This window comes from Ancylobacter amanitiformis (assembly GCF_030814815.1).
Lineage (GTDB): Bacteria > Pseudomonadota > Alphaproteobacteria > Rhizobiales > Xanthobacteraceae > Ancylobacter > Ancylobacter amanitiformis.
This window is the reverse complement of record NZ_JAUSVR010000015.1, coordinates 26,369-49,517: the sequence shown is the minus strand read 5'-3', so window position 1 is coordinate 49,517 and position 23,149 is coordinate 26,369. Positions and strand designations below refer to the sequence as shown.

At 67.7% G+C, this 23,149-nt stretch carries 24 protein-coding genes; 13 read left to right on the top strand and 11 right to left on the bottom strand.

Features of this window, described 5'->3' with window-relative positions; translation table 11 throughout:
* Positions 1 to 2: 2 nt before the first annotated feature.
* From QOZ99_RS17890 to QOZ99_RS17880, 3 genes are all read right to left on the bottom strand, one after another.
* Complete coding sequence (locus QOZ99_RS17890) at positions 3 to 635, bottom strand: ribonuclease D (RefSeq protein WP_306891365.1); 633 nt, start codon at positions 633 to 635, stop codon at positions 3 to 5.
* Positions 636 to 719: 84 nt separating this feature from the next.
* Positions 720 to 1,694 (bottom strand): 4-hydroxybenzoate octaprenyltransferase, encoded by a 975-nt coding sequence (gene ubiA, locus QOZ99_RS17885; RefSeq protein WP_306891364.1) that lies wholly within the window; start codon positions 1,692 to 1,694, stop codon positions 720 to 722.
* A 10-nt stretch (positions 1,695 to 1,704) separates the two neighbouring features.
* Positions 1,705 to 2,478 carry a hypothetical protein gene (locus QOZ99_RS17880; RefSeq protein ID WP_306891363.1) on the bottom strand — a complete coding sequence of 258 codons (774 nt, stop codon included), beginning with the start codon at positions 2,476 to 2,478 and terminating at the stop codon, positions 1,705 to 1,707.
* A 117-nt stretch (positions 2,479 to 2,595) separates the two neighbouring features.
* Between QOZ99_RS17880 and QOZ99_RS17875 the strand changes: the two genes are divergently transcribed.
* The 3 genes from QOZ99_RS17875 (at position 2,596) to QOZ99_RS17865 (ending at position 6,377) form a co-directional block, all read left to right on the top strand.
* Entirely contained in the window at positions 2,596 to 3,375 is a 780-nt protein-coding gene (locus tag QOZ99_RS17875) for a 16S rRNA (uracil(1498)-N(3))-methyltransferase (protein ID WP_306891362.1), read from the top strand.
* 273 nt (positions 3,376 to 3,648) lie between these two features.
* Complete coding sequence (locus QOZ99_RS17870) at positions 3,649 to 4,770, top strand: carboxylate-amine ligase (protein WP_306891361.1); 1,122 nt, start codon at positions 3,649 to 3,651, stop codon at positions 4,768 to 4,770.
* Positions 4,771 to 5,006: 236 nt separating this feature from the next.
* Positions 5,007 to 6,377 (top strand): glutamate--cysteine ligase, encoded by a 1,371-nt coding sequence (locus QOZ99_RS17865; RefSeq protein WP_306891360.1) that lies wholly within the window; start codon positions 5,007 to 5,009, stop codon positions 6,375 to 6,377.
* On the opposite strand, the gene QOZ99_RS17860 is transcribed toward QOZ99_RS17865, so the two are convergent.
* Positions 6,378 to 6,797 carry a VOC family protein gene (locus QOZ99_RS17860; RefSeq protein ID WP_306891359.1) on the bottom strand — a complete coding sequence of 140 codons (420 nt, stop codon included), beginning with the start codon at positions 6,795 to 6,797 and terminating at the stop codon, positions 6,378 to 6,380.
* Between the two features lie 154 nt (positions 6,798 to 6,951).
* Positions 6,952 to 7,836 (bottom strand): LysR substrate-binding domain-containing protein, encoded by an 885-nt coding sequence (locus QOZ99_RS17855; protein WP_306891358.1) that lies wholly within the window; start codon positions 7,834 to 7,836, stop codon positions 6,952 to 6,954.
* 192 nt (positions 7,837 to 8,028) lie between these two features.
* Here QOZ99_RS17855 and QOZ99_RS17850 point away from each other — a divergent pair, with 192 nt between their 5' ends.
* On the top strand, positions 8,029 to 8,376 hold the full coding sequence (locus QOZ99_RS17850; RefSeq protein ID WP_306891357.1) for a DUF1127 domain-containing protein: 348 nt from the start codon (positions 8,029 to 8,031) through the stop codon (positions 8,374 to 8,376).
* 371 nt (positions 8,377 to 8,747) lie between these two features.
* Positions 8,748 to 9,809, top strand: a complete 1,062-nt coding sequence (locus QOZ99_RS17845) for an LLM class flavin-dependent oxidoreductase (RefSeq protein WP_306891356.1) — start codon at positions 8,748 to 8,750, stop codon at positions 9,807 to 9,809.
* 204 nt (positions 9,810 to 10,013) lie between these two features.
* Here the strand turns inward: QOZ99_RS17845 and QOZ99_RS17840 are convergent, their stop codons facing one another.
* A complete protein-coding gene (locus QOZ99_RS17840) occupies positions 10,014 to 11,414 on the bottom strand; it encodes a glutamine synthetase family protein (RefSeq protein ID WP_306891355.1) in 1,401 nt (466 codons plus the stop codon).
* 194 nt (positions 11,415 to 11,608) lie between these two features.
* Between QOZ99_RS17840 and QOZ99_RS17835 the strand changes: the two genes are divergently transcribed.
* The 8 genes from QOZ99_RS17835 (at position 11,609) to QOZ99_RS17800 (ending at position 19,641) form a co-directional block, all read left to right on the top strand.
* Positions 11,609 to 12,784, top strand: coding sequence for an ABC transporter ATP-binding protein (locus QOZ99_RS17835; RefSeq protein ID WP_306891354.1), 1,176 nt, complete (start codon positions 11,609 to 11,611; stop codon positions 12,782 to 12,784).
* 11 nt (positions 12,785 to 12,795) lie between these two features.
* Entirely contained in the window at positions 12,796 to 13,707 is a 912-nt protein-coding gene (locus tag QOZ99_RS17830) for an ABC transporter permease (RefSeq protein ID WP_306891353.1), read from the top strand.
* Positions 13,708 to 14,526 (top strand): ABC transporter permease, encoded by an 819-nt coding sequence (locus QOZ99_RS17825; RefSeq protein ID WP_306891352.1) that lies wholly within the window; start codon positions 13,708 to 13,710, stop codon positions 14,524 to 14,526.
* Positions 14,527 to 14,689: 163 nt separating this feature from the next.
* Complete coding sequence (locus tag QOZ99_RS17820) at positions 14,690 to 15,238, top strand: dual specificity protein phosphatase family protein (protein ID WP_370876886.1); 549 nt, start codon at positions 14,690 to 14,692, stop codon at positions 15,236 to 15,238.
* An 88-nt stretch (positions 15,239 to 15,326) separates the two neighbouring features.
* Complete coding sequence (gene mutL, locus QOZ99_RS17815) at positions 15,327 to 17,195, top strand: DNA mismatch repair endonuclease MutL (protein ID WP_306891350.1); 1,869 nt, start codon at positions 15,327 to 15,329, stop codon at positions 17,193 to 17,195.
* Positions 17,196 to 17,219: 24 nt separating this feature from the next.
* A complete protein-coding gene (locus tag QOZ99_RS17810) occupies positions 17,220 to 18,500 on the top strand; it encodes an NAD(P)/FAD-dependent oxidoreductase (RefSeq protein WP_306891349.1) in 1,281 nt (426 codons plus the stop codon).
* A 10-nt stretch (positions 18,501 to 18,510) separates the two neighbouring features.
* Positions 18,511 to 19,035, top strand: coding sequence for a DedA family protein (locus QOZ99_RS17805; RefSeq protein ID WP_306891348.1), 525 nt, complete (start codon positions 18,511 to 18,513; stop codon positions 19,033 to 19,035).
* A gap of 84 nt (positions 19,036 to 19,119) precedes the next feature.
* The gene (locus QOZ99_RS17800; protein WP_306891347.1) at positions 19,120 to 19,641 is read left to right on the top strand and encodes a macro domain-containing protein; all 522 of its coding nucleotides are present in this window, start codon (positions 19,120 to 19,122) and stop codon (positions 19,639 to 19,641) included.
* Positions 19,642 to 19,720: 79 nt separating this feature from the next.
* Here QOZ99_RS17800 and QOZ99_RS17795 read toward each other — a convergent pair whose 3' ends face one another.
* From QOZ99_RS17795 to QOZ99_RS17775, 5 genes are all read right to left on the bottom strand, one after another.
* Positions 19,721 to 19,873 carry a hypothetical protein gene (locus QOZ99_RS17795; protein WP_306891346.1) on the bottom strand — a complete coding sequence of 51 codons (153 nt, stop codon included), beginning with the start codon at positions 19,871 to 19,873 and terminating at the stop codon, positions 19,721 to 19,723.
* A gap of 64 nt (positions 19,874 to 19,937) precedes the next feature.
* The gene (locus QOZ99_RS17790; RefSeq protein WP_306891345.1) at positions 19,938 to 20,255 is read right to left on the bottom strand and encodes a BrnT family toxin; all 318 of its coding nucleotides are present in this window, start codon (positions 20,253 to 20,255) and stop codon (positions 19,938 to 19,940) included.
* Between the two features lie 105 nt (positions 20,256 to 20,360).
* Entirely contained in the window at positions 20,361 to 21,380 is a 1,020-nt protein-coding gene (gene ilvC / locus QOZ99_RS17785) for a ketol-acid reductoisomerase (RefSeq protein ID WP_306891344.1), read from the bottom strand.
* A 15-nt stretch (positions 21,381 to 21,395) separates the two neighbouring features.
* Positions 21,396 to 22,067: a TetR/AcrR family transcriptional regulator C-terminal domain-containing protein gene (locus QOZ99_RS17780; RefSeq protein WP_306891343.1), complete on the bottom strand. Its 672-nt coding sequence runs from the start codon at positions 22,065 to 22,067 to the stop codon at positions 21,396 to 21,398.
* 90 nt (positions 22,068 to 22,157) lie between these two features.
* Complete coding sequence (locus QOZ99_RS17775; RefSeq protein WP_306891342.1) at positions 22,158 to 23,099, bottom strand: DMT family transporter; 942 nt, start codon at positions 23,097 to 23,099, stop codon at positions 22,158 to 22,160.
* Positions 23,100 to 23,149 lie beyond the last annotated feature (50 nt).

Sequence of the window (23,149 nt, the reverse complement as noted above, 5' to 3'; positions counted from 1 at the left end):
CATCACGAATGCGAGAAAATATCCTGTTCCGGCCAGCCGGCGAGATCGAGCGCGGCGCGGGTCGGCAGAAAATCGAAGCATGACTGGGCCAGCCGGGTGCGATTCTCGCGCTCCAGCATGGCCGCGAGCCGGACCTGGAGCGCGTGCAGATGCAGCACGTCCGACGCGGCATAGATCAGCTGGGCATCGCTCAGGTCCTCGGCGGCCCAATCCGAACTCTGCTGCTGCTTGGAGAGGTCGATGCCGAGCAGCTCCCGCACCAGTTCCTTGAGCCCGTGGCGATCCGTATAGGTGCGCACGAGGCGCGAGGCGATCTTGGTGCACCAGATCGGACCGACGGTGACGCCAAATGCCTTGCCGAGCACCGCGATGTCGAAGCGGGCAAAGTGGAACAGCTTCACGATGGCCGGATCGGTCAGCAGCTTTTCCAGATTGGGCGCACTGCCGGGACCGGCCCCGGCCGGGATCTGCACCACATCGGCCGTGCCATCGCCCGGCGAGAGCTGCACCACGCAGAGCCGGTCGCGATGCGGGTTGAGCCCCAGCGTCTCGGTGTCGATGGCGACGAAGGGCGTGCGCTCGGCACTGTAGCGGGAGAGATCGACGAGGTCGCCGCGATGCAGGCGGATACTCATGGCTGGAGGCTCTCCCGGAGGCGCGCACTGGAAAAGCGGCTCCTTACCACCGCGCGGGCCGCGACGGCAACCGCGATCGGCCGGTCACAGCGGCACGAGGTCGAGCATCATCCCCGCGAACAGCAGGAGGCCGGCATCGCGGTTGGAGCGGAACAGCCGGAGGCACAGCGCCCGGTCGTCAATATCCAGCCGGCGCACCTGCCATCCCAGTTGCAGCGCGAACAGGGCGAGGCCGCCCCAGGCGAACAGGCCGGCACCTGCCGCCCATAGCGCGAGGGCGAACAGCCCCACCGCGCCGGCATAGAACCCCGCCAGCCAGGGATGGGTGTTGCTCTCGAACAAGCGGGCGGAAGACTTCACCCCCACCAGCGCATCATCCTCGCGGTCCTGATGCGCGTAGATCGTGTCATAGCCCACCACCCACAGGATGGAGCCGGCATAGAGCAGGAAGGCGCTCATGGGCAGGCGCTCCAGCAGCGCGGCAAATCCCATCAGCGCGCCCCAGGAGAAGGCAAGGCCCAGCACCAGCTGGGGAATCCAGATGATCCGCTTCATCAGCGGGTAGATCGCCACCACGCCGAGCGAGGACAGCGCCACCCCGATGGCGAAGGGCGGCAGGCACAGCAGCACGGCGAGGCCGACCAGCGCCTGAAGACCGAGAAACAGGAAAGCCCCGGCGAGCCCCACCTGCCCGGAGGGCAGCGGGCGCCCGCGCGTGCGCTCCACCTTGCCGTCGATGTCGCGGTCGAGAATGTCGTTCCAGGTGCAGCCGGCGCCGCGCATGGCGACCGAGCCGAGAGCGAACAACGCCAGCAGCGCGAGCGCATAGCCCGGCAGGGCCGGGTCCTCGCTCATGCCCATGCGCAGGGCCAGCGCGGTGGACCACCAGCACGGAATCAGCAGCAGCCAGCTGCCGATCGGCCGATCGGCGCGCGCCAGCCGCAGATAGGGGCGCAGGAAAACGGGGGCCCAGCGCCCGACCCAGTCGCTGGTGGCATCCTCCGGCACGAGGCCAGAAAGCGGCCCCGAGGCCGGTCCGGGCGAAACGGGGCCTGTCATGCCGGGCGGATCAGCGCAGCGCGTCGCCGGCAAGCGTGTCGAACACGCCGCCCTTGGCCGTGCCGGTCGGCGGCAGGCCGCTCGACAGGCCAAGTCCCGAAGACAGCGCACCCTGCGGCGGAGGACCGCCACCGCCGCCGCTCTTCTCCAGCTGCGCGGCCTTGCAGACCTTGTCGCGAATGCCGGCGACCTGGCCGGAATTCTTCTTCAGGCCGGTCAGCACCTCGCCCGGCACGCCGCACTTGGTCTTGTTCGTGTTGAGATAATTGTAGAATTTCTGCTGGGCCGAAACGAAGTTGCGGAATAGCGGGCACAGTTCCGAGGGAGGAACCTTCTTGTCCGCCGCCTTGCGCAGCGTCTCGTTGCGCGATTCCAGATCGTCGCGCAGCTTGGTCACATTGCTCTGGCAATCGGCGACATCGGCCGCGTTCGGACCGGTCTGCGGAGTCGGCGCCATGCCGCCCGGCGCGGGCGCGAAGCCACCGGCAAAACCGTCCGGCACCGCGCCCGACATGGACGGCGCGGCCGGCGCGACGGCCGGGGGGGCCGCGGGCACGGCGACGCTGGTCGGAGCGGGCAGTTCCGGGGGGGCGGTCGCGGCCGCCTCGCCGGTGCCGCCGGGCGTGCCGATCCACTGCGCGCCGGCCGGAGAGGCGAGAAGCCCGCCGACCAGCAGAACACCGAAGGCCAGCGCGAACGCACCCGCGCGGGTGCGCGCTCCCGCAACAGCAGGCATTCCAGGCAGCGAGAGCGCGGCGCGCTCATCGGAAATCGACCGTCTCATGCAGCTTACCCGCCCGTGCAGCGTCGTTTACCAAGCGTGATACAAAGGCCCCACAGATGGGGCAATATCACGGCGGCTGGCGTTGACCGGTTAATTTGCGCCAGAATGTTCGCCATCATGGCCCGACCTCACGAAGATTCGACCGACCACCCCTATGATTTTCGCGCCCAGCGCCTGTTCGTCGAGGATGATCTCGGCGAAGGCGCGCTTGTGCCGCTCGACCGCGATCGCGCGCATTACGTCTCCGATGTGATTCGCCTCGAGGTCGGCGGTCATCTGCATCTGTTCAACGGGCGCGCGGGCGAATGGCGCGCCCGGCGCGAGGCGGGCGGGCGGCGCGAGGTGCTGCTGCGCTGCGAGGCGCGCCTGCGCGTGCAGGCACCCCGGCCCGATCTCGATTATGTCTTCGCCCCGCTCAAGCATGCGCGCCTCGACTACATGGTGCAGAAGGCGGTGGAGATGGGCGCCGGCCGGCTGCAGCCGGTGATGACGCAGCATACCCAGGCCTCGCGGGTGAATACCGAGCGCATGCGCGCAAATGTGATCGAGGCGGCCGAGCAGTGCGGCATCCTGTCGATTCCCGATGTGCTGGAGCCCCTGCCCTTCACCCGCTGGCTCGCCGGACTGGAAGCCGCGCGCGCCCTGGTCTTCTGCGACGAGGCCGCCCCGCTGGCCGATCCGCTCGCCCCCCTGCGCGCGGCGCTGCCCGGCCCGCTCGCCGTGCTGATCGGCCCGGAAGGCGGGTTCGCGGAAGGCGAGCGCCGCCAGTTGCAGGGCCGCGCGGGCACGATCGTGCTGTCTCTCGGCCCGCGTATCCTGCGCGCCGACACCGCCGCCGTCGCCGCGCTCGCCCTGGTCGAGGCCGCCCGTCAGGGCGCCGCGTCGCCGGCGGACTGAGCCTCTCGGGAACCCTGCGCCGGCTGCCGCGTTGATCGGCGCTCCCCCTTCGCCCCGGCGGGCTGGGTGGGCCTCGTGACGCTTGGTGATCAGGTAACGTCGTCAGTCGATGACAGCAAACGCAACAACAATGCGTCAATTTTCGAATGATGAGCGGGTCATACTCCGGTCTCACTCCGCCATCATCACTCCAGCCGGCTCGGACAGGCCGATTCTGCGTCGGCTAAGCTGCACGCACCCGCCTCTGTTTCGATTCCTTCGGAGAAAGACGCCATGATTGAAGAATACCGCATCGGCATCGAGGAGGAATATTTCATCGTCGACGGCGAGACCAAGGGCACGCTCCGGCACATGCCCACCGCTTTCATGGAGAAGGCGCGCGAGGCGCTCGGCGAACGGGTCTCCGGCGAGATGCTGCAATCGCAGATCGAGGTGATGACCCGCCCCCATGACAGCGCCGCCGAGGCACGGGGCGAGTTGCAGGGGCTGCGCCGCATCCTGGGCGGCGTCGCTGCCGATTTCGACCTTGCCTTCCTCGCCGCCGGCACGCACCCCACGGCCAGCTGGCAGTGTGGCAAGAAGACGCCGACGCGGCGCTATGACGGGCTGATGCACGACCTGCAGATGCTGGGCGAGCGCAACCTGCTGTGCGGCCTGCACGTCCATGTCGAACTGCCCGATCCCGACACGCGCATCGACGTGATGCGCCGCATCATTCCCTTCCTGCCGGTCTTCGTGGCGCTGTCGACGTCCTCGCCCTTCTGGGAATCCAAGCGCACCGGGCTGATGGGCTACCGGCTGGCCGCCTATGACGAGTTGCCGCGCACCGGCCTGCCCGAGCTGTTCGAGAGCGCCAGGGACTACCAGGACTATATCGACGCGCTGGTCGCGGCGCGGGCGATTCGCGATTCGAGCTATGTCTGGTGGACCATCCGCCCCTCGCAGAAGCACCCGACGCTGGAGCTGCGCGCGCCCGACAGTTGCACCCGCGTGGAGGATTCGGTCGCCATCGCCGCGCTGTATCGCGCCGTGGTGCGCCACCTCGTGCGCAATCCCAAGCTGAATGCGGGCATCGACGCCGTCGACCGGGCCATCGCGGTGGAAAACAAGTGGCGCGCCCAGCGCTACGGCATCCATGGCAGCTTCGTCGACCGCGACGCCAAGCAGGCCATTCCCGTGGCTCAGGCCGTGGAGACGCTGATCGACCGCGTGGCGGAGGATGCGCAGGCGCTGGGCAGCCGGCAGGAGCTGGAGCATGTGCGCACCATCCTGGGCGGCGGCACCAGCGCCGATGTGCAGATCGCCATCTATCAGGAGGCGGAGCACCGCACCGGCAATCGCGGCGAGGCGCTGCGCGCCGTCACCAACTGGCTCGCCCACACCTCGGCGCAGTGAGGCGAGCGGGGCGCCGTGAGACGCGCGGCTCCGTACTGCCGGTCGAATCGCTGAGCGTCGCTGGGGGAGCGTGCGCGGCTGGCAGACGCGGCTGGCGCCCCTGACGTGTCGACCCCGCCCGCGTCCGGGACCGCTATATTCCGCAAGGGAATGCACGAATAGGTGTTTTTCGGCGATTTGCGTCGCCGCGCCGCCTGTGTATGGTCGCGCGCCCCAGCAGCCCGCCGGAGTCTTCCATGGCGCGAGACCAGATCGACACGCAGCACATCCAGAGCCGCGACGAACTCGTCGCCTGGTTCGAAGCCGGCTGCAAGGCGCCCTCGAAATTTCGAATCGGCACGGAGCACGAGAAGTTTCCCTTCACGCTGGAAGGGCATCGTCCCGTTCCCTATGAGGGCGCGAACGGTATCCGCGCGCTGCTGGACGGCATGCAGGCGCTGAATGGCTGGGAGCCCATACTGGAGGGCTCCACCCTTATCGGCCTCGCCGACAATATCGGCGGCGGCGCGATCTCGCTGGAGCCGGGCGGCCAGTTCGAGCTTTCCGGCGCGCCGCTCATGACCATTCACGAGACCTGCGCCGAGGTGAATTCCCACCTCACACAGGTGCGCGATGTCGCCACCCCGCTCGGCTTCGGTTTTCTCGGGCTCGGCATGAGCCCGAAATGGACGCTGGGCGAGACGCCTGTCATGCCCAAGGGCCGCTACAAGATCATGACCGACTACATGCCGAAGGTCGGCACGCGCGGCCTCGACATGATGTACCGGACCTGCACCGTGCAGGTGAATCTCGACTTCGCCTCCGAGCCCGACATGGTGAAGAAGCTGCGCGTCGGCCTCGCCCTGCAGCCGGTGGCCACCGCGCTGTTCGCCAACTCGCCCTTCACGGAAGGGCGGCCGAACGGCTTCCTCTCCTACCGCTCGGAAATCTGGCGCGACACCGACAATAACCGCGCCGGCATGCTGCCCTTCGCCTTCGAGGAGGGCATGGGTTTCGAGCGCTATGTCGACTACGCGCTCGACGTGCCGATGTATTTCATCAAGCGCGGCGACCGTTATATCGATGTCGCCGGCTCGTCCTTCCGCGATCTGCTGGCGGGCCGGCATCCCGCCCTTCCCGGCGAGGGTGCGACCGTATCCGACTGGGCCAACCACCTCTCCACCATCTTCCCCGAGGTGCGGCTGAAGCGTTATCTCGAAATGCGCGGCGCCGATGGCGGGCCCTGGGGCAACCTGTGCGCCCTGCCCGCGCTGTGGACCGGGCTCTATTACGACGCCACCAGCCTCGATGCCGCGTGGGATCTGGCCAAGGGCTGGACCACTGACGAGCGCCAGAAATTGCGCGACGACGTGCCCCGCCTCGGCTTCAAGGCCGAAATCGCCGGCCGCTCGATGCTCGACCTGGCCCGCGAGGTCGTCGCCATCGCCCGCGCCGGCCTCGCGCGCCGCGACCAGCGCGACAGCCAGGGCCGCGACGAGACGCGCTTCCTCACGCCGGTGGAAGAGAGTCTCGCCACCGGCCAGACCCCGGCAGAGGTGCTGCTGGCGCGCTATCACGGCGCGTGGGCCGGCTCGGTGGAGCCGGTATTCGACGAAGACGCCTATTGATCAGCCGCCGACATAGCTGCCGGCACGATAGGTACCGATGCTCCACAAATGCCCTTCGGGATCGCGTACGGCGAATTCGCGCGAGCCATAGGGCGTTTCATAGAGTTCCATAACCACCTCGGCATCGGCATCCAGCGCCTTGCGCCAGAGGAAATCAGCGTCGGCCACCACGATATAGACGCCTTGCGTGACCCCTCCCGCTGCGGCGGGGGTACGCATGCGCAGGATGTCATCCTTGCAGCCGCCGATCATGATGGCGCTGCTGCCGAGGACCAGTTCGGCATGGGCGACCCCGCCCGCGCCATCGTCGATCACCATCTGCGCCGCGAAGCCGAAGGCCCGCTGCAGCCATGCGATGGCCCTGCGCGGGTCGGCATAGCGGATGAAGGGGACGAGGTCCCCGGGAACGGGATCGCCCATGCGTCTCTCCATCGGCGAGCGTGCGCCGCGCCCGCCGCTTTGCCAATGATGCCCCAGGCGGACGCGAGGCCGAGCCTCAGCGCCAACCTGTCCGGCCGGCGCAATCAATCCATCTAGCGTTCCATCCTACTCCACTGTGATGGAGAGGTCGCTCTCACTCCGCCGCCATCGAGGTCTCGGAAATATTGTCCAGGCCCTGCACGATATGGGTGGCGAGCGCGTCGGCGAGCAGGGAAGCCTCGTGCCGGTTGCGCAACAGGCCGATGCGGCAGGGCGGCAGCGTGGGGAAACCTTCGGAGGAGCCCAGAACCCGCATGCCGGGGCGCAGCCCCGATTCGGGCAGCACCGAGATGGCGAGGCCCGCCAGCACCGCCGCCGAGACCGCCGTGCTGTTGGATGAGGTGTAGAGGATGCGGAACGGACGGCCGAGCGCCTGCAGCATGGCGATCGCCTCCTGCCGCCAGTTGCAGCTCTGCCGGCCGAGCGCCAGCGGCACGACGTCTTCCAGATGCAGCGAATGGCGCATCGAGCCGACCCAGAGCAGTTGCTCGCGGCGGATGATTTCCGGCTCGCGGTGCATCGTCTCGCAATCGGTGACGATGGCGAGGTCGAGATCGCCGGTATCGATGCGGTCGATCAGATCCGTGGAAGGGTCACACACCACGGTGAGTTCGACATTGGGATGGGTGGCGGAAAAGCGCGCCATGATTTCCGGCAGATAACGGTCGGCGTAATCATCCGGCACGCCGAGCCGCACGCGGCCGGACAGTTCGGCGGAAGCCAGGCTCGCCATCGCCTCCATGTTCAGCTTGACGATGCGGCGGGCATAGTCGAGCAGCCGCTCGCCCTCGTCGGTGAGGCGCGAGGCGCGCCCGTCGCGCGCGAAGATCGGCTTGCCGACGCGCTCCTCCAGCCGCTTCATCTGCATCGACACGGCCGACTGGGTCTTGTGCACCACTTCGGACGCTTTTGTGAAACTGCCCGTTTCGGCAATCGTTATGAATGTTCTTAATTGATCAATATCGAGCAGAACGGTCATGGACGGCCTCCCGGGCGGCTGACATCACTGATGATGATAAGTCAGATCAGAAACATTCGCTAGTGTGATTGGTCGAGCCCCCGCATAAGGATCCCGTCGCGAACGGGTGATGTCGAGAACGGGTGGCTGGCGATGCCGGCCCCGCTCACAAGAGGGACATCGCCGCCGCGCGGCCGACAGATGGAGGGATCAATGTCGTATTTTGGCGAAGCCCGCAGAAGTGCATTTTCGACCGTCGGCGCCGCGGCTGGCGGCTGGCTGGTGAACGGTGTCCTGGGCGCCGTGCGCCTCGTCAAGGCGATCGGCCACCGCCGCTATCTCGTCCAGCTCGGCGAGTTCGACGATCACATGCTCAAGGATATCGGCCTGACCCGCGCCGATCTGCGCGATGCCTCGTCCGGCCCGCTCTGGCACGATCCGACCGCCACGCTGGTGGTGCGCTCGGTGGAACGCCGCGCCAGCCGGCGGCAGGTGTCCCGCGCCAATCTGCGCCTCGTCAGCGCGCCGGCGCCGAAGGACGACCTCATTTCGTGCGGCTGATCCTGCGCCGCCCCGTTCGAATTACCAGCGGTATCGACCCCCTCGTGCCGCTCAACTGAAGCCCGCTGGCTCTGTCCGGCGGGCTTTTTTCTTGGCGCGCAGGGTTCTTGGCGCGCAGGTTTCTTGGCGCGGAGGGTCTCGTTTCCCGGCGCGCAGGGTCTCGCGCCCCCGCTCTCGCACTCCCGTATTTTTCGCGCACGACTCTCATGCCTTCGCGACAAGGCCATGCTCTCCCGCGCGACGCCGGCCGCTTGCACGCGCGAAAGATCGACCTTGCACGGCGGGCGATGCATCCCGCGACGCGCCGGTCCATATGGAGACGGCCGGCGCGATGCCGGTCCGCCCTTGAGGAAAACCGGGATATCCGCGTCATGGCCAAGCATCTTGATTTCGGGCTCGACACCTTCGGCGACGTGATGGCCGATGACGAGGGCCGTCCGCTCACCCAGGCGCAGGCTCTGCGCAACGTGGTGGAGCAGGGCGTGCTCGCCGACAAGGTCGGCGTCGACTTCTTCGCCGTGGGCGAGCATCACCGCGATGATTACGCGATCTCGGCGCCCGAGGTGGTGCTGGCCGCCATCGCCGCCCGCACGCAGCGGGTCCGGCTCGGATCGGCGGTGACCGTGCTGTCCTCCGATGACCCGATCCGGGTCTACCAGCGCTTCGCCACCGTCGACGCCATCTCGAACGGGCGGGCCGAGATCATTCTCGGCCGCGGCTCCTTCACGGAATCCTTCCCCCTCTTCGGCTTCAATCTCGACGATTACGAGACGCTGTTCACCGAGAAGCTCGACCTGTTCACCCATCTCCTGCGGGAGAACGCCAGCGCGGGCGGGGTGAACTGGACGGGCAACCTGCGCGCGCCGCTGGTGAGCCAGCATGTCTACCCGCTGCCGGAAAGCGGCACGATGAAGACGTGGATCGGCGTCGGCGGCTCGCCCGAATCGGTGGTGCGCGCGGCGACCTACGGCCTGCCGATGATGCTCGCCATCATCGGCGGCGGCGCCAGCCGCTTCAAGCCCTATGCCGAACTGTACCGCAAGGCCTTCACGCAGCTGGGCACGCCGGTGCAGCCGCTGGGCGTGCATTCGCCCGGCTATATCGCCGACACCGACGAGGCGGCAAAAGAGGAGTTCTTCCCCGCCTTCAAGGCCAATCGCGACCGCATCGGCCGCGAGCGCGGCTGGCCGCCCATCGGGCGCGAGGAATTCGAGCGCGAGGTGGCGGTGGGCTCGCTCTATCTCGGCTCGCCCGAGACGGTGGCGCAGAAGATCGCCCGCACCGTCCGGGCGCTCGATCTCGATCATTTCGACCTGAAATACAGCGCCGGCCCGCTCGGCCACGCGCAGGCGATGCGCGCCATCGAACTCTACGGCACCAAGGTGATCCCGCGCGTGCGCGAAATCTTGGCGGAGGAGAAGGTGGAGGCATAGGCGAGAGCATCGCCTTCCTTGCAGGCCATCATCGCCGCTCGCAGCCGGGCGCCGGCAGGAACGAGGCGGCACGAAACGCCGTTTCCTCTCCCCATCGGGGAGAGGTGGCCCGCGCAGCGGGTCGGCGAGGGGGAGCACGCGTGCGGAGCGTCGAAGCCCTCTCGTCCCAGCCCTCTCCCCGACGGGGAGAGGGAGCCGAACCCCTCACACGTTCAGCAGCAGGTATTCCCGCTCCCACGGCGAGATGACGCGCATGAACGTATCGAACTCGGTCTGCTTCACCGCCGTGTAGGTCTTCACGAAGGAGGGCCCGAGCACGGTGGAAATCTCGTCGGAATGCTGCATCGCCGCCACCGCTTCCAGCAGGCCGCGCGGCAGCTCGAAATCGAGGCCCTTGGCATCGGATTCCAGCGGCGCGGTCGGCCGCAGCCCCTCGACCAGCCCGAGATAGCCGCAGGCCAGCGAGGCCGCGATGACGAGATAGGGATTGGCATCGGAGGACGGCACCCGGTTCTCCACCCGCCGCGCCGCCGGTGACGAGGGCGGCACGCGCAGGCCCGCGGTGCGGTTGTCATAGCCCCACTGCACATTGATCGGCGCCATCGAATCGCGGGTGAGCCGGCGATAGGAATTCACATAGGGCGCGAGGATCGACATGACCGCCGGCAGGTAGCGCTGCTGGCCGGCGATGAAGGAGAAGAATTCCGGCGTCGGGTCGCCCTCCGCATCGGAAAAAATGTTCTTGCCCGTCTCGGAATCGACGATCGACTGGTGGATATGCATGGCGGAGCCGGGCTCGTCGGCGATCGGCTTGGCCATGAAGGTGGCGTAGATCTTGTGGGCAAGCGCCGCCTCGCGGATCGTGCGCTTGAACAGGAACACCTGGTCGGCGAGCACGATCGGGTCGCCGTGCAGCAGGTTGATTTCCATCTGCGCCGCGCCGTCCTCGTGGATCAGCGTGTCGATCTCGAGGCCCTGCGCCTCGGAATAATCGTACATGTCCTCGAACAGCGCGTCGAACTCGTTCACCGCCTGGATCGAATAGGACTGGCGGCCGATTTCCGGCCGGCCGGAGCGCCCGATCGGGGGTTTGAGCGGGTAGTCGGCATCGACATTGGGCTCGACGAGATAGAATTCGATCTCGGGAGCGACCACCGCCTTCCAGCCCTTCTTGGCATAGAGGTCGACGACGTTCTTCAGCACCTGGCGCGGGGCCAGTTCCACCGGGCGCCCGTCGCGGTGATAGGCGTCGTGGATGATCTGGGCGGTGGGATCCTGCGCCCAGGGCACGATGGCCAGCGTCGAGAAATCCGGCTCCATCACCAGATCCGAATCGACCACCACCGAATCGACGAGGTTGTCATAGGGCGGATAGTCGCCCGAGATGGTCTGGAAGAACACCGAGAGGGGCAGGTTCATCGTCGGGCCGGAGAGGAACTTCGACACCGGCATGATCTTGCCGCGCCCAACCCCGGCAAGGTCCGGCACCGCGCATTCAATCTCGGTGATGCCGCGCGCGGCCATCCACGCTTTCGCTTCCTCGAGGGAGGCGACGCCGCGGGTGGAGCTGACGGCGTCCTTCTCGGTCCGCTTCTTCTTGGCCATGATTTCCGTATCCTGAGGCGCATGGTGCGCCGTCTGGAGGCAACCATGCCCTCATGATAGCCGTCAAGGCGAAGCCAGCTGCCCATTTCCGGGCATGGTAAAATTGTTCGCATTGTGCCGTTGAGTGCCCGCCCGAAGCCGGATAGCGTTCGCGTCAACAGCCGAGCATCCGGCGGGGACAACGGGGCCGACACATGAGCGCAGGCGTCGCCGAAAAGACGCAGAAGACGATCGGCGGCATCCGCCGTAAATTTGCCCCCTGGAATGATCCGAGCGCCGTGCCGCTCATCCGCTTTCAGAACGTGACCAAGCGGTTCGGCGATTTCATCGCCATCGAAAATCTCTCCCTCGACATCTATGAGCGTGAATTCTTCGCGCTGCTCGGCCCCTCGGGCTGCGGCAAGACCACCTTGATGCGCATGCTCGCGGGCTTCGAGGAGCCGAACGAAGGGCGCATCACCCTCGCCGGCGAGGACCTCGTGGGCACCCCGCCCTATCGCCGGCCGGTGAACATGATGTTCCAGTCCTACGCGCTGTTCCCGCACATGAGCGTGTGGGACAACATCGCCTTCGGCCTGCGGCAGGACGGCATGGAAAAAGGCGCCGTCGCCGCCCGCGTCGAGGAAATGCTCAAGCTGGTGAAGCTGGGGCAGTTCGCCAAGCGCAAGCCGCACCAGCTCTCCGGCGGCCAGCGCCAGCGCGTCGCGCTCGCCCGCTCGCTCGCCAAGCGCCCCAAGGTGCTGCTGCTCGACGAGCCGCTCGGCGCGCTCGACAAGAAGCTGCGCGAGGAAACCCAGTTCGAGCTCATGGACCTCCAGATGGAGCTCGGCATGACCTTCCTGATCGTGACCCACGATCAGGAGGAGGCGATGACGGTGGCCGACCGCATCGCGGTGATGAACCACGGCAAGCTGGTGCAGGTCGACCAGCCGGCGGTGATCTATGAACACCCCAACTCCCGCTATGTCGCCGATTTCGTCGGCGACGTGAACATTCTCGATGCCACGGTCGTCTCGGTCGAGCCGGGCCTCGTCACCGTCCGGCCCGTGGCGGCGCCGGACAGGCTCTTCCGCATCGCGCAGGAGTGCCCGGCCAAGGCCGGCGACAGCGTCGCCATCGCGCTCCGCCCGGAGAAGCTGCGGGTGGAACTCGACCCGCCGGCGGATACGAGCGTCAACTGCCTCTCCGGCGAGATCTGGGACATCGGCTATCTCGGTGATCTGTCCATCTATCATGTCGAGCTGCCCGGCGGCTCGCGGGTCAAGGCGGCCAAGCCGAACCTGACCCGCATGGTGGAGCGGCCGATCAGCTGGGAGGACAAGGTCTATGTCTCCTTCTCGCCGGATGCCGGCGTCGTGCTGACGAGCTGAGGGGCAAGGTCATGACGGGCAAGGCGAGAGGGCGATGGCTGGTCGTCGCCATTCCTTATCTGTGGCTGCTGGCGCTGTTCCTCATCCCGTTCCTGATCGTGTTCAAGATCAGTCTGTCGCAGGATGCGATCGCCCAGCCGCCCTACACCCCGGTCTTCGATCTGGCGGCGGGCTGGGAGGCGTTCAAGCAGAGCCTCGGTGAGCTCTCGATCGACAATTACGGCTATGTGCTGAGCTGGGACAACGAGTTCATCGAGGCCTACGGCTCCAGCCTGTGGATCGCCGGCATCTCGACCGTGCTCCTGCTGCTGGTGGGCTACCCCATCGCCTACGCCATGGCGCGGGCGCCGAAATCCATCCGCCCGACCCTGCTGATGCTGGTGATCCTGCCGTTCTGGACCTCGTTCCTGATCCGCGTCTATGCCTGGATCGGCATTCTCTCGCCCGAGGGGCTGCTCAACCAGCTGCTGATCGCGCTCGGCATCCTCTCGCCGGACGCGCCGCTGCAGATCCTCGCCACCGATACGGCGGTCTATATCGGCATCGTCTATTCCTACCTGCCCTTCATGATCCTGCCGCTCTACTCGGCGCTGGAAAAGATGGACGAGACGCTGCTGGAGGCCGCGGCCGATCTCGGCTGCCCGCCGCTTTCCGCCTTCTGGAAGATCACCTGGCCGCTGTCGCTGCCGGGGGTGTTCGCCGGCTGCCTGCTGTGCTTCATCCCGGCGGTGGGCGAATTCGTCATCCCGGACCTGCTGGGCGGCTCCGACACGTTGATGATCGGCAAGGTGCTGTGGACCGAATTCTCGGTGAACCGCTCCTGGACCGTCTCCTCGGCGGTCGCCGTTCTGCTGCTGCTGGTGCTGGTGGTGCCCATCGTCTTCTACCAGAACGTCCAGCAGCGCGAATTGGAGGGAAGGTAGATGCGCAAGGGCCTTTCCTGGTTCAACGTCACCTCGATCGCGTTGGGATTTGCCTTTCTCTACATCCCGATCATCCTGCTGGTGGTCTACTCCTTCAATGCCTCGCGCCTCGTCACGGTATGGGCGGGCTTCTCCACGCACTGGTACTGGCAGCTCTTCCAGAACGAGCAGTTGCTCGATGCCGCCTGGGTGACGCTGCGCGTCGCCTTCATCACCGCCTCCGTCGCCACCGTGCTCGGCACCATGGCGGCGATCACGCTCACCCGCTACGGGCGGTTCAACGGGCGCATGCTGTTCTCCGGCATGATCTACGCGCCGCTGGTCATGCCGGAGGTGATCACGGGCCTGTCGCTGCTGCTGCTATTCGTGGCGGTGAACATCGATCGCGGCTTCTGGACCATCACGCTGGCGCACATCACCTTCACCATGTGCTTCGTCTGCGTCGTGGTGCAGTCGCGCCTCGTCACCTTCGACCGCAGCCTGGAAGAAGCCGCGCTCGACCTCGGCTGCCCGCCGCTGAAGACCTTCCTGGTGGTGACGCTGCCCATCATCCTGCCCGCCGTGATCTCGGGCTGGATGCTCGCCTTCACCCTGTCGCTCGACGACCTCGTCATCGCCAGCTTCACCACAGGCCCCGGCGCCACCACGCTGCCCATGCGCATCTACAGCCAGGTGCGCCTCGGCGTGACGCCGGAAATCAACGCCGCCTGCACCCTCCTCATCGCCATTGTCACGGTGGTGGTGATCATCACCTCCATCATGACCAAGCGGCAGGAAATGGAGCGCCAGAAGGCGGAGAGACTGGCCGCCGCGGGCTGAATTCCGACATGATTGCTGCCGAAGGATGGCGCCCGATGCGCTGTCCTTTTCCGGCCCGAACCGTCTGCGAGCCCTCCCCATGAGCGAGACCGAAACCATCGGCGCCACGCCGGCCCGGCCCGGCGACGCCGGGAAGCGCCCCTCCGGCCGGCTGCGGCGGGCGATGCGGTCGGCGCTGTGGGTTCTTGTCGTCCTGGCCGTGGCGGGCGGCGGCTTTCTCGGCATCGAGCAGTTGATCGGCAATTTCCACACGGTGGTGGCGGGCGAACTCTACCGTTCGGCCCAGATCAGCGCCGACCAGCTGGCCGATGCGAAGGCCCGCTACGGCATCCGCACGGTGATCAACCTGCGCGGTCCCTCGACCCGCGACTGGTATGTCGACGAAGTCAGGGAAAGCGAGCGGCTGGGTCTCAACCATGTCGACTTCAAGCTCTCCGCCGAACAGGAACTCACCCCGGGGCAGGTGGAAGAGCTGGTCGCGGTGATGCGCGAGGCGCCCAAGCCGATCCTCGTGCATTGCAAGGGCGGCGCCGACCGCACCGGCCTCGCCTCCGCGCTCTATGTCGCCGCCATCGCCCGGCAGAGCGAAGCCGCCGCCGAATGGCAGCTGTCGCCGTATTACGGCCATTTCTCCATCCCCCTGTTCCCCTCCTGGGCGATGGACCAGAGCTTCGAGCGTGCCGAACCCTGGCTCGGCTTCAAGGGCTCGTGACCCACAGCCGAAGCGCCCCGCGCGGGGCGCGCGCGCGGGCGGGAGGGTGTAGGCTCATCGCCCTCAGATTCGGGACCCACGATACCTCATGCCGCTGCGCCTCCTGCCCACAACCCTCGTCGACCGCATCGCCGCCGGCGAGGTCGTGGAGCGTCCGGCCGCGGCGCTGAAGGAGATTGTCGAGAACGCGCTCGACGCCGGCGCCACGCGCATCGAGATCATCATCGACGGCGGCGGGCGGCGCCTGCTGCGGGTGACCGACGATGGCTGCGGCATGAGCGCGGACGAACTCGCGCTGGCGGTGGAGCGCCATGCCACCTCCAAGCTCGATGGCGAAGACCTGCTGTCCATCGCCACGCTCGGTTTTCGTGGCGAGGCGCTGCCCTCCATCGGCTCGGTGGCGCGGCTTGCCATTACCAGCCGGCCGCGGGGCACCGACAGCGCGCATGAGATCCGCGTCGAGGGCGGGGTGAAATCGCCGGTCCGCCCCGCCGCTCTCGGCACGGGCACCCGCGTCGAGGTGCGCGACCTGTTCTTCGCCACCCCGGCGCGGCTGAAATTCCTCAAATCCGAGCGCGCCGAGACGGCGGCGGCGGTCGATGCCGTCAAGCGTCTCGCGCTGGCCCGCCCCGAGGTCGGCTTCACCCTCGTCGCCGACGAGCGCGCGCCGCTCACCTGGGCCGCGCGGGGCGAGGATGCGGCGGGGCGGCGCGCGCGCATCGCCGATGTGCTGGGCCGGGAGGTCGGCGCCAACGCGCTCGACATTGACGGCCGGCGCGAGGGCGCACGGCTCACCGGCCTTGCCGGCCTGCCAACCTATTCCAAGGCCAATTCGCTCTCGCAATACCTGTTCGTCAACGGCCGCCCGGTACGCGACAAGGTGTTGATCGGCGCCATCCGCGCGGCCTATGCCGACCTGCTGCCCTCGGACCGGCACCCGGTGACGGCGCTGTTCCTCGATCTCGATCCGCGCGAGGTGGACGTGAACGTGCACCCGGCCAAGACCGAGGTGCGCTTCCGCGATCCGGGGCTGATCCGCGCGCTGATCGTGCGCACGCTGAGCGATGCGCTCACCGCCGGCGTGCCGCGCACCGCCTCGACAGCGGCCGGCCGGCTCGCGCAGTTCGCGCGGCCCGACCTTTCCAGCAGCTTCCGGCCGGCGCCCTATCCCGGCAATCACGACTGGACCCGCTCCTGGGCGGCACCGGGCGGCACGGCTCCCGACGGGGCGGCGGCGGAGCCGGCCGATAGCGGCCATGAAATGCCCGGCCTGCGCGAGGCGCCGGCGCGCTTCGATTTCGGCGGCCTCGGCCTTGCGCTCGCCCCGGGGGCCGATGCGCGCGCCGCCGCGACCCCGGCCGACCCGGACCTGATGGAGCGCCCGCTCGGCGCCGCCCGCGCGCAGCTGCACGAGACCTATATCATCGCCCAGACCCGCGACGGCGTGGTGGTGGTCGACCAGCACGCCGCTCATGAGCGCATCGTCTACGAGCGGCTGAAGGCGGCGATGGAGCGTGACGGGCTCAATCGCCAGCTGCTGCTGGTGCCGCTGGTGGTCGAGCTCGACCCCTCGGACGCGGCACGGCTCGGCGAGCGCGTCGAGGCGCTGGCCGGCCTCGGTCTCGTCATCGAGCCGTTCGGCCCCGGCGCCGTGCTGGTGCGCGAGGTGCCCGCGCTGATCGGCGAGGCGGATGTCTCCGCCCTGGTGCGCGAGCTCGCCGAGCACGCGGCGGAATGGGACGATGCCCTGCCGCTGGAGCGGCGCCTCTTGCACATCGCCGCCACCATGGCGTGCCATGGCTCGGTGCGCGCCGGCCGGCGGCTGCGGGTGGAGGAGATGAACGCCTTGCTGCGCGACATGGAGCAGACCCCCAACGCCGCGCAGTGCAATCACGGCCGGCCGACCTTCGTCACCCTGGCGCTGGCCGACATTGAACGCCTCTTCGCGCGGCGCTGAAGATTGGCATAGAGTACCCCCACGATGGCGTTCGACACCGATCACCCCAACAGCTGGTACGCCGCCACGGCGCACAGGCTTCCGCCCTTTCCCCAGCTCAACGGCACGGCGCGGGCCGATGTATGCATCATCGGCGGCGGCTATACCGGACTGTCGGCCGCGCTGCATCTGGCCGAGGCCGGCTTCGACGTGGCGCTGCTGGAAGCATCGGGCGTCGGCACGGGCGCCTCGGGCCGCAATGGCGGGCAGATCCATTCCGGCCAGCGCCGCGATCAGGACTGGCTGGAGGCGCAGGTCGGGCTCGAGGACGCCAAGAAGCTCTGGCGGCTGGCGGAGGACGCCAAGGCGCTGCTGCACGATCTCATCGCCCGCCATGGCATTGACTGCGACCTGCGCCCCGGCCTCATCATCGCCGACCACAAGCCAGCCTATGCCGCGCATAGCCACGCCTATGCGCGCAAGCTGAACGAGGTCTATGGCTACGATCAGGCCGCCCCGCTCTCGCGCGAGCAATTGCGTGAAATGGTCGGCACCGATGCCTATTGCGGCGGCATGATCGACCATGGCGGGGGCCACCTGCACCCGCTCAACCTCGCGCTCGGCCTCGCGGAAGCCGCCTGCCGGGCGGGGGCGCGCATCTTCGAGCATTCGCGCGCGCTTGCCATCGAGGAAGGCGCCAAGGTGCGGGTCGTCACCGTGTCCGGCGCGGTCGAGGCGGATTGGGTGCTGGAATGCGGCGACGGGCTGCAGGACGGCCTCGACCGACGGCTCGACGCCTATGTGATGCCGATCGCCAACTACATCGCCGCGACCGAGCCGCTGGGCGCGCGGGCGAAGGACATCATCGCCAATGACGCGGCGGTGTCGGACAGCCGCTTCGTCGTCAACTATTACCGCCTGTCGTCCGACGGGCGGCTGCTGTTCGGCGGCGGCGAGAGCTATACGCGCCGGCTGCGCCCCAATCCCGGCGCCTTCGTGCGCCCCTACATGCTGAAGGTGTTTCCCCAGCTCGCCGATGTGCGCATCGATTACGGCTGGGGCGGCATTCTCGGCATCACCATGAGCCGCATGCCCTTCGTGCGGCGGCTTTCCCCGCGCGTGCTCACCGCCGCCGGCTATTCCGGCCATGGCGTGGTGCTGGCCCCCTATTTCGGCAAGCTGCTGGGCGAGGCCATCGCCGGGCAACTCGGCACGTTCGATCTGCTGGCCGGGCTGCCCGTGCCGCCCTTCCCCGGGGGGCCGCTCATGCGCTGGCCTCTGCTGGTCGCCGGGCTGAGCTATTACGCGCTGCGCGACCGGCTGTGAGGGCGGACCGGTGATCGAACTGGAAGCCTATGCGCGCGATGCGCTCGCCTTCGTCGAGGCGCATGCCCACTGGGCGCCCTATATCGCCTTCGGGTTGGCCTTCGGCGAATCCTTCGCCGTGCTGTCGCTGCTCTTTCCCGCCACGATCGTGCTGATCGGGCTGGGACCGATCATCGAGGCCGGCGGCATCCCCTTCCTGCCGGTCTGGGCGGGAGCCGTGGCGGGCGCCTCCTTGGGCGACGCCATTTCCTACTGGATCGGCCACGCCTTCAAGGACCGCGTGCGCGGCGCCTGGCCGCTGCGCAACCACCCCGAGGCGATGGCGCGCGGCGAGCGCTTCTTCCACCGCTTCGGCTCGTCGAGCGTGTTCCTCGGCCGGTTCTTCGGCCCCCTGCGGGCCTTCGTGCCGCTCATTGCCGGCATGTTCGCGATGCCGCATTTCCTGTTCCAGATGGTCAACATCGCCTCCGCCATGGCCTGGGCGCTGCTGCTGCTGGCCCCCGGCGCGGCAGCCGTGAAGGCGCTGGGCTGGTGAGCCCACTTGCGATTCCTCAAGGACCGCAAGCCTCGCTTGGCCGACACAGGGCGGGAGAAACGGTTCACGACGGAGGAATGACCGATGGCGAAGATTCATGAGGTCGAGGGCGACATCCTGCTGAGCGGCGCCGAGGCCATCGCCCATGGCGTGGCGCCGGGCGATCATTTCGACACCGGCCTCGCGCTGGCGCTGCGCGAGCGTTTTCCCTCGCTGGCGAAGGATTTCCGCCATTATGGCCACCTCCAACACCCCCGGCCCGGCACCCTCTGGGCGTGGGGCGGCGTGAGCGCGGAGGGCCACGCGGTGCGCATCGTCAGCCTGCTCACGCAGGAGCCCGCCGAGAACGCCACCGGCCGCCCCGGCAAGGCGACGCTGGAAAATGTCGGCCATGCGCTGCGCGCCCTCGCCCAGCACGCCAAAGCGGAAGGCCTCACCAGCCTCGCCTTGCCGCGCCTCGCCACCGGCATCGGCGGGCTGGACTGGGCCGACGTTAAGCCTCTGGTCGAGCGCCATCTCGGCGAGTTGGGCATCCCGGTCTATGTCTATGTGGTCTATCACGCGCAGGTGAAGGCCCGCGAGCCGGGCTTGACCGCGGCGGTGTGAGCGCGGGCACAGCGCCTGATACGGAAAGGGCGACCCCGGGGTCGCCTTTTTGCGTTGAAACGGGTGAGTGGCGCGTGACCTATTCCGCTGCTTCCTTCGGCGGCTTGCCACGGGCCGTGCCGTCGCTCGCCGTCTCGGCCGGCGCCGCCTTGGCCCGCGCCACCTCGCGCCGAGCCTTGGCGGGAAGCACCAGATCGAATTCGGCGAGTTCTTCCGCGGTGGGCCAGGTCATGTCCTTGTCCCACGCCCAGTGCGCACGGATTTCCTCGTCCGACATGGCGTCGAACGTCGACCAGTCAAATTCCTTTGCGAGACGATCCGCCTCTTCCAATTGCTTCTTGGTAGGCACGCCGTTCACTCCGATTGGCGACCCTTAGCGAGATAAGGCGACGACGCGCATCTCTCCAATGCCAAACGCAGAATAACATGCGTCCCTCGACTTCGGCCATGGTTTCGAAGCGCGCCTCGTCCAATGGTGATTTGTCGGAGATGTCTTCCGTCTTTTCGCGGCCGTCGAACATCAGCGCCGCAAAGAGGAGCGGCAAACCGCGATTGGCACGGTTTGCCGCGTCCTTGTCATCGTCCCATTCGAAGTCGTCCGTCTCGCCCATCATCAAAACCTGTTTGCTGATAGGGAGAATTTAACTCCGGTAAGGCCGCCACACTACATGTAGTGTCCAGTTAAATACCGGTTGACAGCCTGCAACGCGTTTGATTCGTCAGTTCTTCGCCTTGTCGACCAGCTTGTTCTTGCCGATCCACGGCATCATGCCGCGCAGCTTGGCGCCGACTTCCTCGATCTGGTGGCTGTCATTGATGCGGCGGATGCCCTTGAAGCGGGCGGCGCCGGCGCGGTATTCCTGCATCCATTCCGAGGTGAACTTGCCGGTCTGGATGTCGGTGAGCACGCGCTTCATCTCGGCCTTGGTCTCGGCGGTGATGATGCGCGGGCCGGAGACGTATTCGCCCCACTCGGCAGTGTTGGAAATCGAGTAGTTCATGTTGGCGATGCCGCCCTCATAGATGAGGTCGACGATCAGCTTCACTTCGTGCAGGCACTCGAAATAGGCCATTTCCGGCGCGTAGCCGGCTTCCACCAGCGTCTCGAAGCCGGCGCGGATCAGTTCCACCAGACCGCCGCACAGCACGACCTGCTCGCCGAACAGGTCGGTCTCGCACTCTTCCTTGAAGGTGGTCTCGATGATGCCCGAGCGGCCGCCGCCCACACCCGACGCATAGGACAGGCCGAGGTCGAGCGCGTTGCCCGAGGCGTCCTGATGCACGGCCACGAGGCACGGCACGCCGCCGCCCTTCTCATATTCGCCGCGCACGGTGTGGCCGGGGCCCTTGGGCGCGATCATCAGCACGTCGACGGTCGACTTCGGCTCGATCAGGCCGAAATGCACGTTGAGGCCGTGGGCGAAGGCGATGGCCGCGCCGTCGCGGATATTGGGGGCGATCTCGTCGCGATAGATGTCGGCCTGCAATTCGTCCGGGGTGGCCATCATCATCAGGTCCGCCCATTTGGCGGCCTCGGCGACGGTCATCACCTTGAGGCCGTCGGCCTCGACCTTCTTGGCGGTGGCCGAGCCGGGCTTCAGGCCGACGGCGAGTTCCGTGGCGCCGGAATCCTTGAGGTTCAGCGCATGCGCGCGGCCCTGGGAACCGTAGCCGATGATGGCGACCTTCTTGCCCTTGATCAGGTTGAGGTCGGCGTCGCGATCGTAATAAACGCGCATGGGTGTCTCCTTATGTCACGCGTGGATCGTGGGGCGGCGGGGAGCATTGTCTCCCGTGCCGTAGAGAGCGAGAAACTGGTCGGTGGCGCGCGCCGCGTCGCGCTCGATCTCCGGCCCGGCCAGGTCGAGCGTGTCGCCGAGCAGCAGGCGGATCTGCACGTCCCGCCCGACCAGGCCGATAAAGGTGCGGAACGCGGTCTCGGTATCCGTGAAGGCGATGAGCCCGGCCTCGCGGCCGGCCTCGAAGACCGGCCTCAGACGTTCGCCAATGGCGAACCGCCCATTCGCCAGCACGATGGCGCCGAGATTGCTGGCGCCCTTGTCCCCCTTGCCGCCCTGCGCGATGGCAAGGCGGTTCAGCGCGATGGAGGTCGGGCTGGAAATGACCGACAGCCAGTTGGCGGCGAAGCGGACCAGGCTGTCGCGCAGCGCCGAGACGTCGAGCCGCTGGCGATCATAATTGCCGGCGCGCACCTTCGAGGCCTGCCAGCGCACCGTGGCGGTCAGCAGCCCGTCGCGGTCGCCGAACCATTTGTAGAGCGTTTCCTTCGAACAGCTCGCCCGGCGCGCCACCGCCGTCATCGTCAGGTCGCCGCCCTTCTCGACCATCAGCGCGAGAACGGCATCGAGAACGGCCTGCTGCCGCTCTGTCAGCGCCTCGCCTTGGGAGTCGTGCTGCGTCGCCATGGGCTTGAAAACACCGTACCGTACGTTACGGTTCTCCTACAGGAGGTCGCGCCGCCCCGCAAGCGCGGCCTGCAAGCCGGGGCTGCCGATTCACCGCCGTTTCCACGGCAATCCGCCGCGCCAAGGCAGCCGCTGGGCGGAAGCGAGCGCCACGCCGCCTGCCGCCAGCGCCATGCCGGCCCAGGCGAGCGGGGGCATCCTCTCCCCCAGCAGCAGCCAGGCGATGACCGCCGAACAGGGCGGCACCAGGAAGAACAGCGCCGACACGCGGGAGACTTCCCCCGCGCGGATCATGGCGAGGTAGAGCGAGATGGCGACCAGCGAATTGCCGATGACCAGGTACGCCAGCGCCGCCACGAAGGGCAGCGACCAGTCGACATGCCCGTCATCCAGCATCAGCGCGAGCGGCAGCGTGAAGACGAAGCCGACGACATATTGCACGCTGTTGGCCACCAGCGGATGCTGGGCGACGCCGAACCGCTTCTCGTAGAGCGCGGCGGCGGACATGGCGAGCAGGGCGCCGACGGCGAGCCCCAGCACGCCGGGTGAGGCCGTCTCGATCGCCGCGCGCGAGACGATCACCAGCGCCGCCCCGCCGAGACCAAGCACCAGCCCGGCCCAGCGCAGGGCGTTCACCCGCTCGCCGGCGATGAGCGGGGCGGCGAGCCCGACCACGATCGGCTGCATCGAGGCGATGAGGGCGAGCGTGCCGGCCGATATGCCGTAGCGGAAGGCGAAATAGCTCAGGTCGAAATAGAGCACCTGGATGAGGAATCCCACGACCACGAGGTTGAGCCAGGCCCGCCGCGTGCGCGGCAGCGCCGGGCGAAACCAGGCGAGAAGCGGCAGCAGCACCACCAGCACCAGCCCGTAGCGCAGGGCGAGCAGGGTGAACGGCCCGGTCGACAGGATGCCGATCTTGCCGACCGCGAAACCGCCCGACCAGAGCAGCAGGAACAGGAACGGCGCCGCCCGCAGCCAGAAGGGCTTGCCGCGGGCCATCGCCGGCGCGGCCATGCTGCGTTCACTCAACGACGTCGCGCTCCCCGCCCCGCCTTCCAATCCCGCTCCCGCGGGCCCGG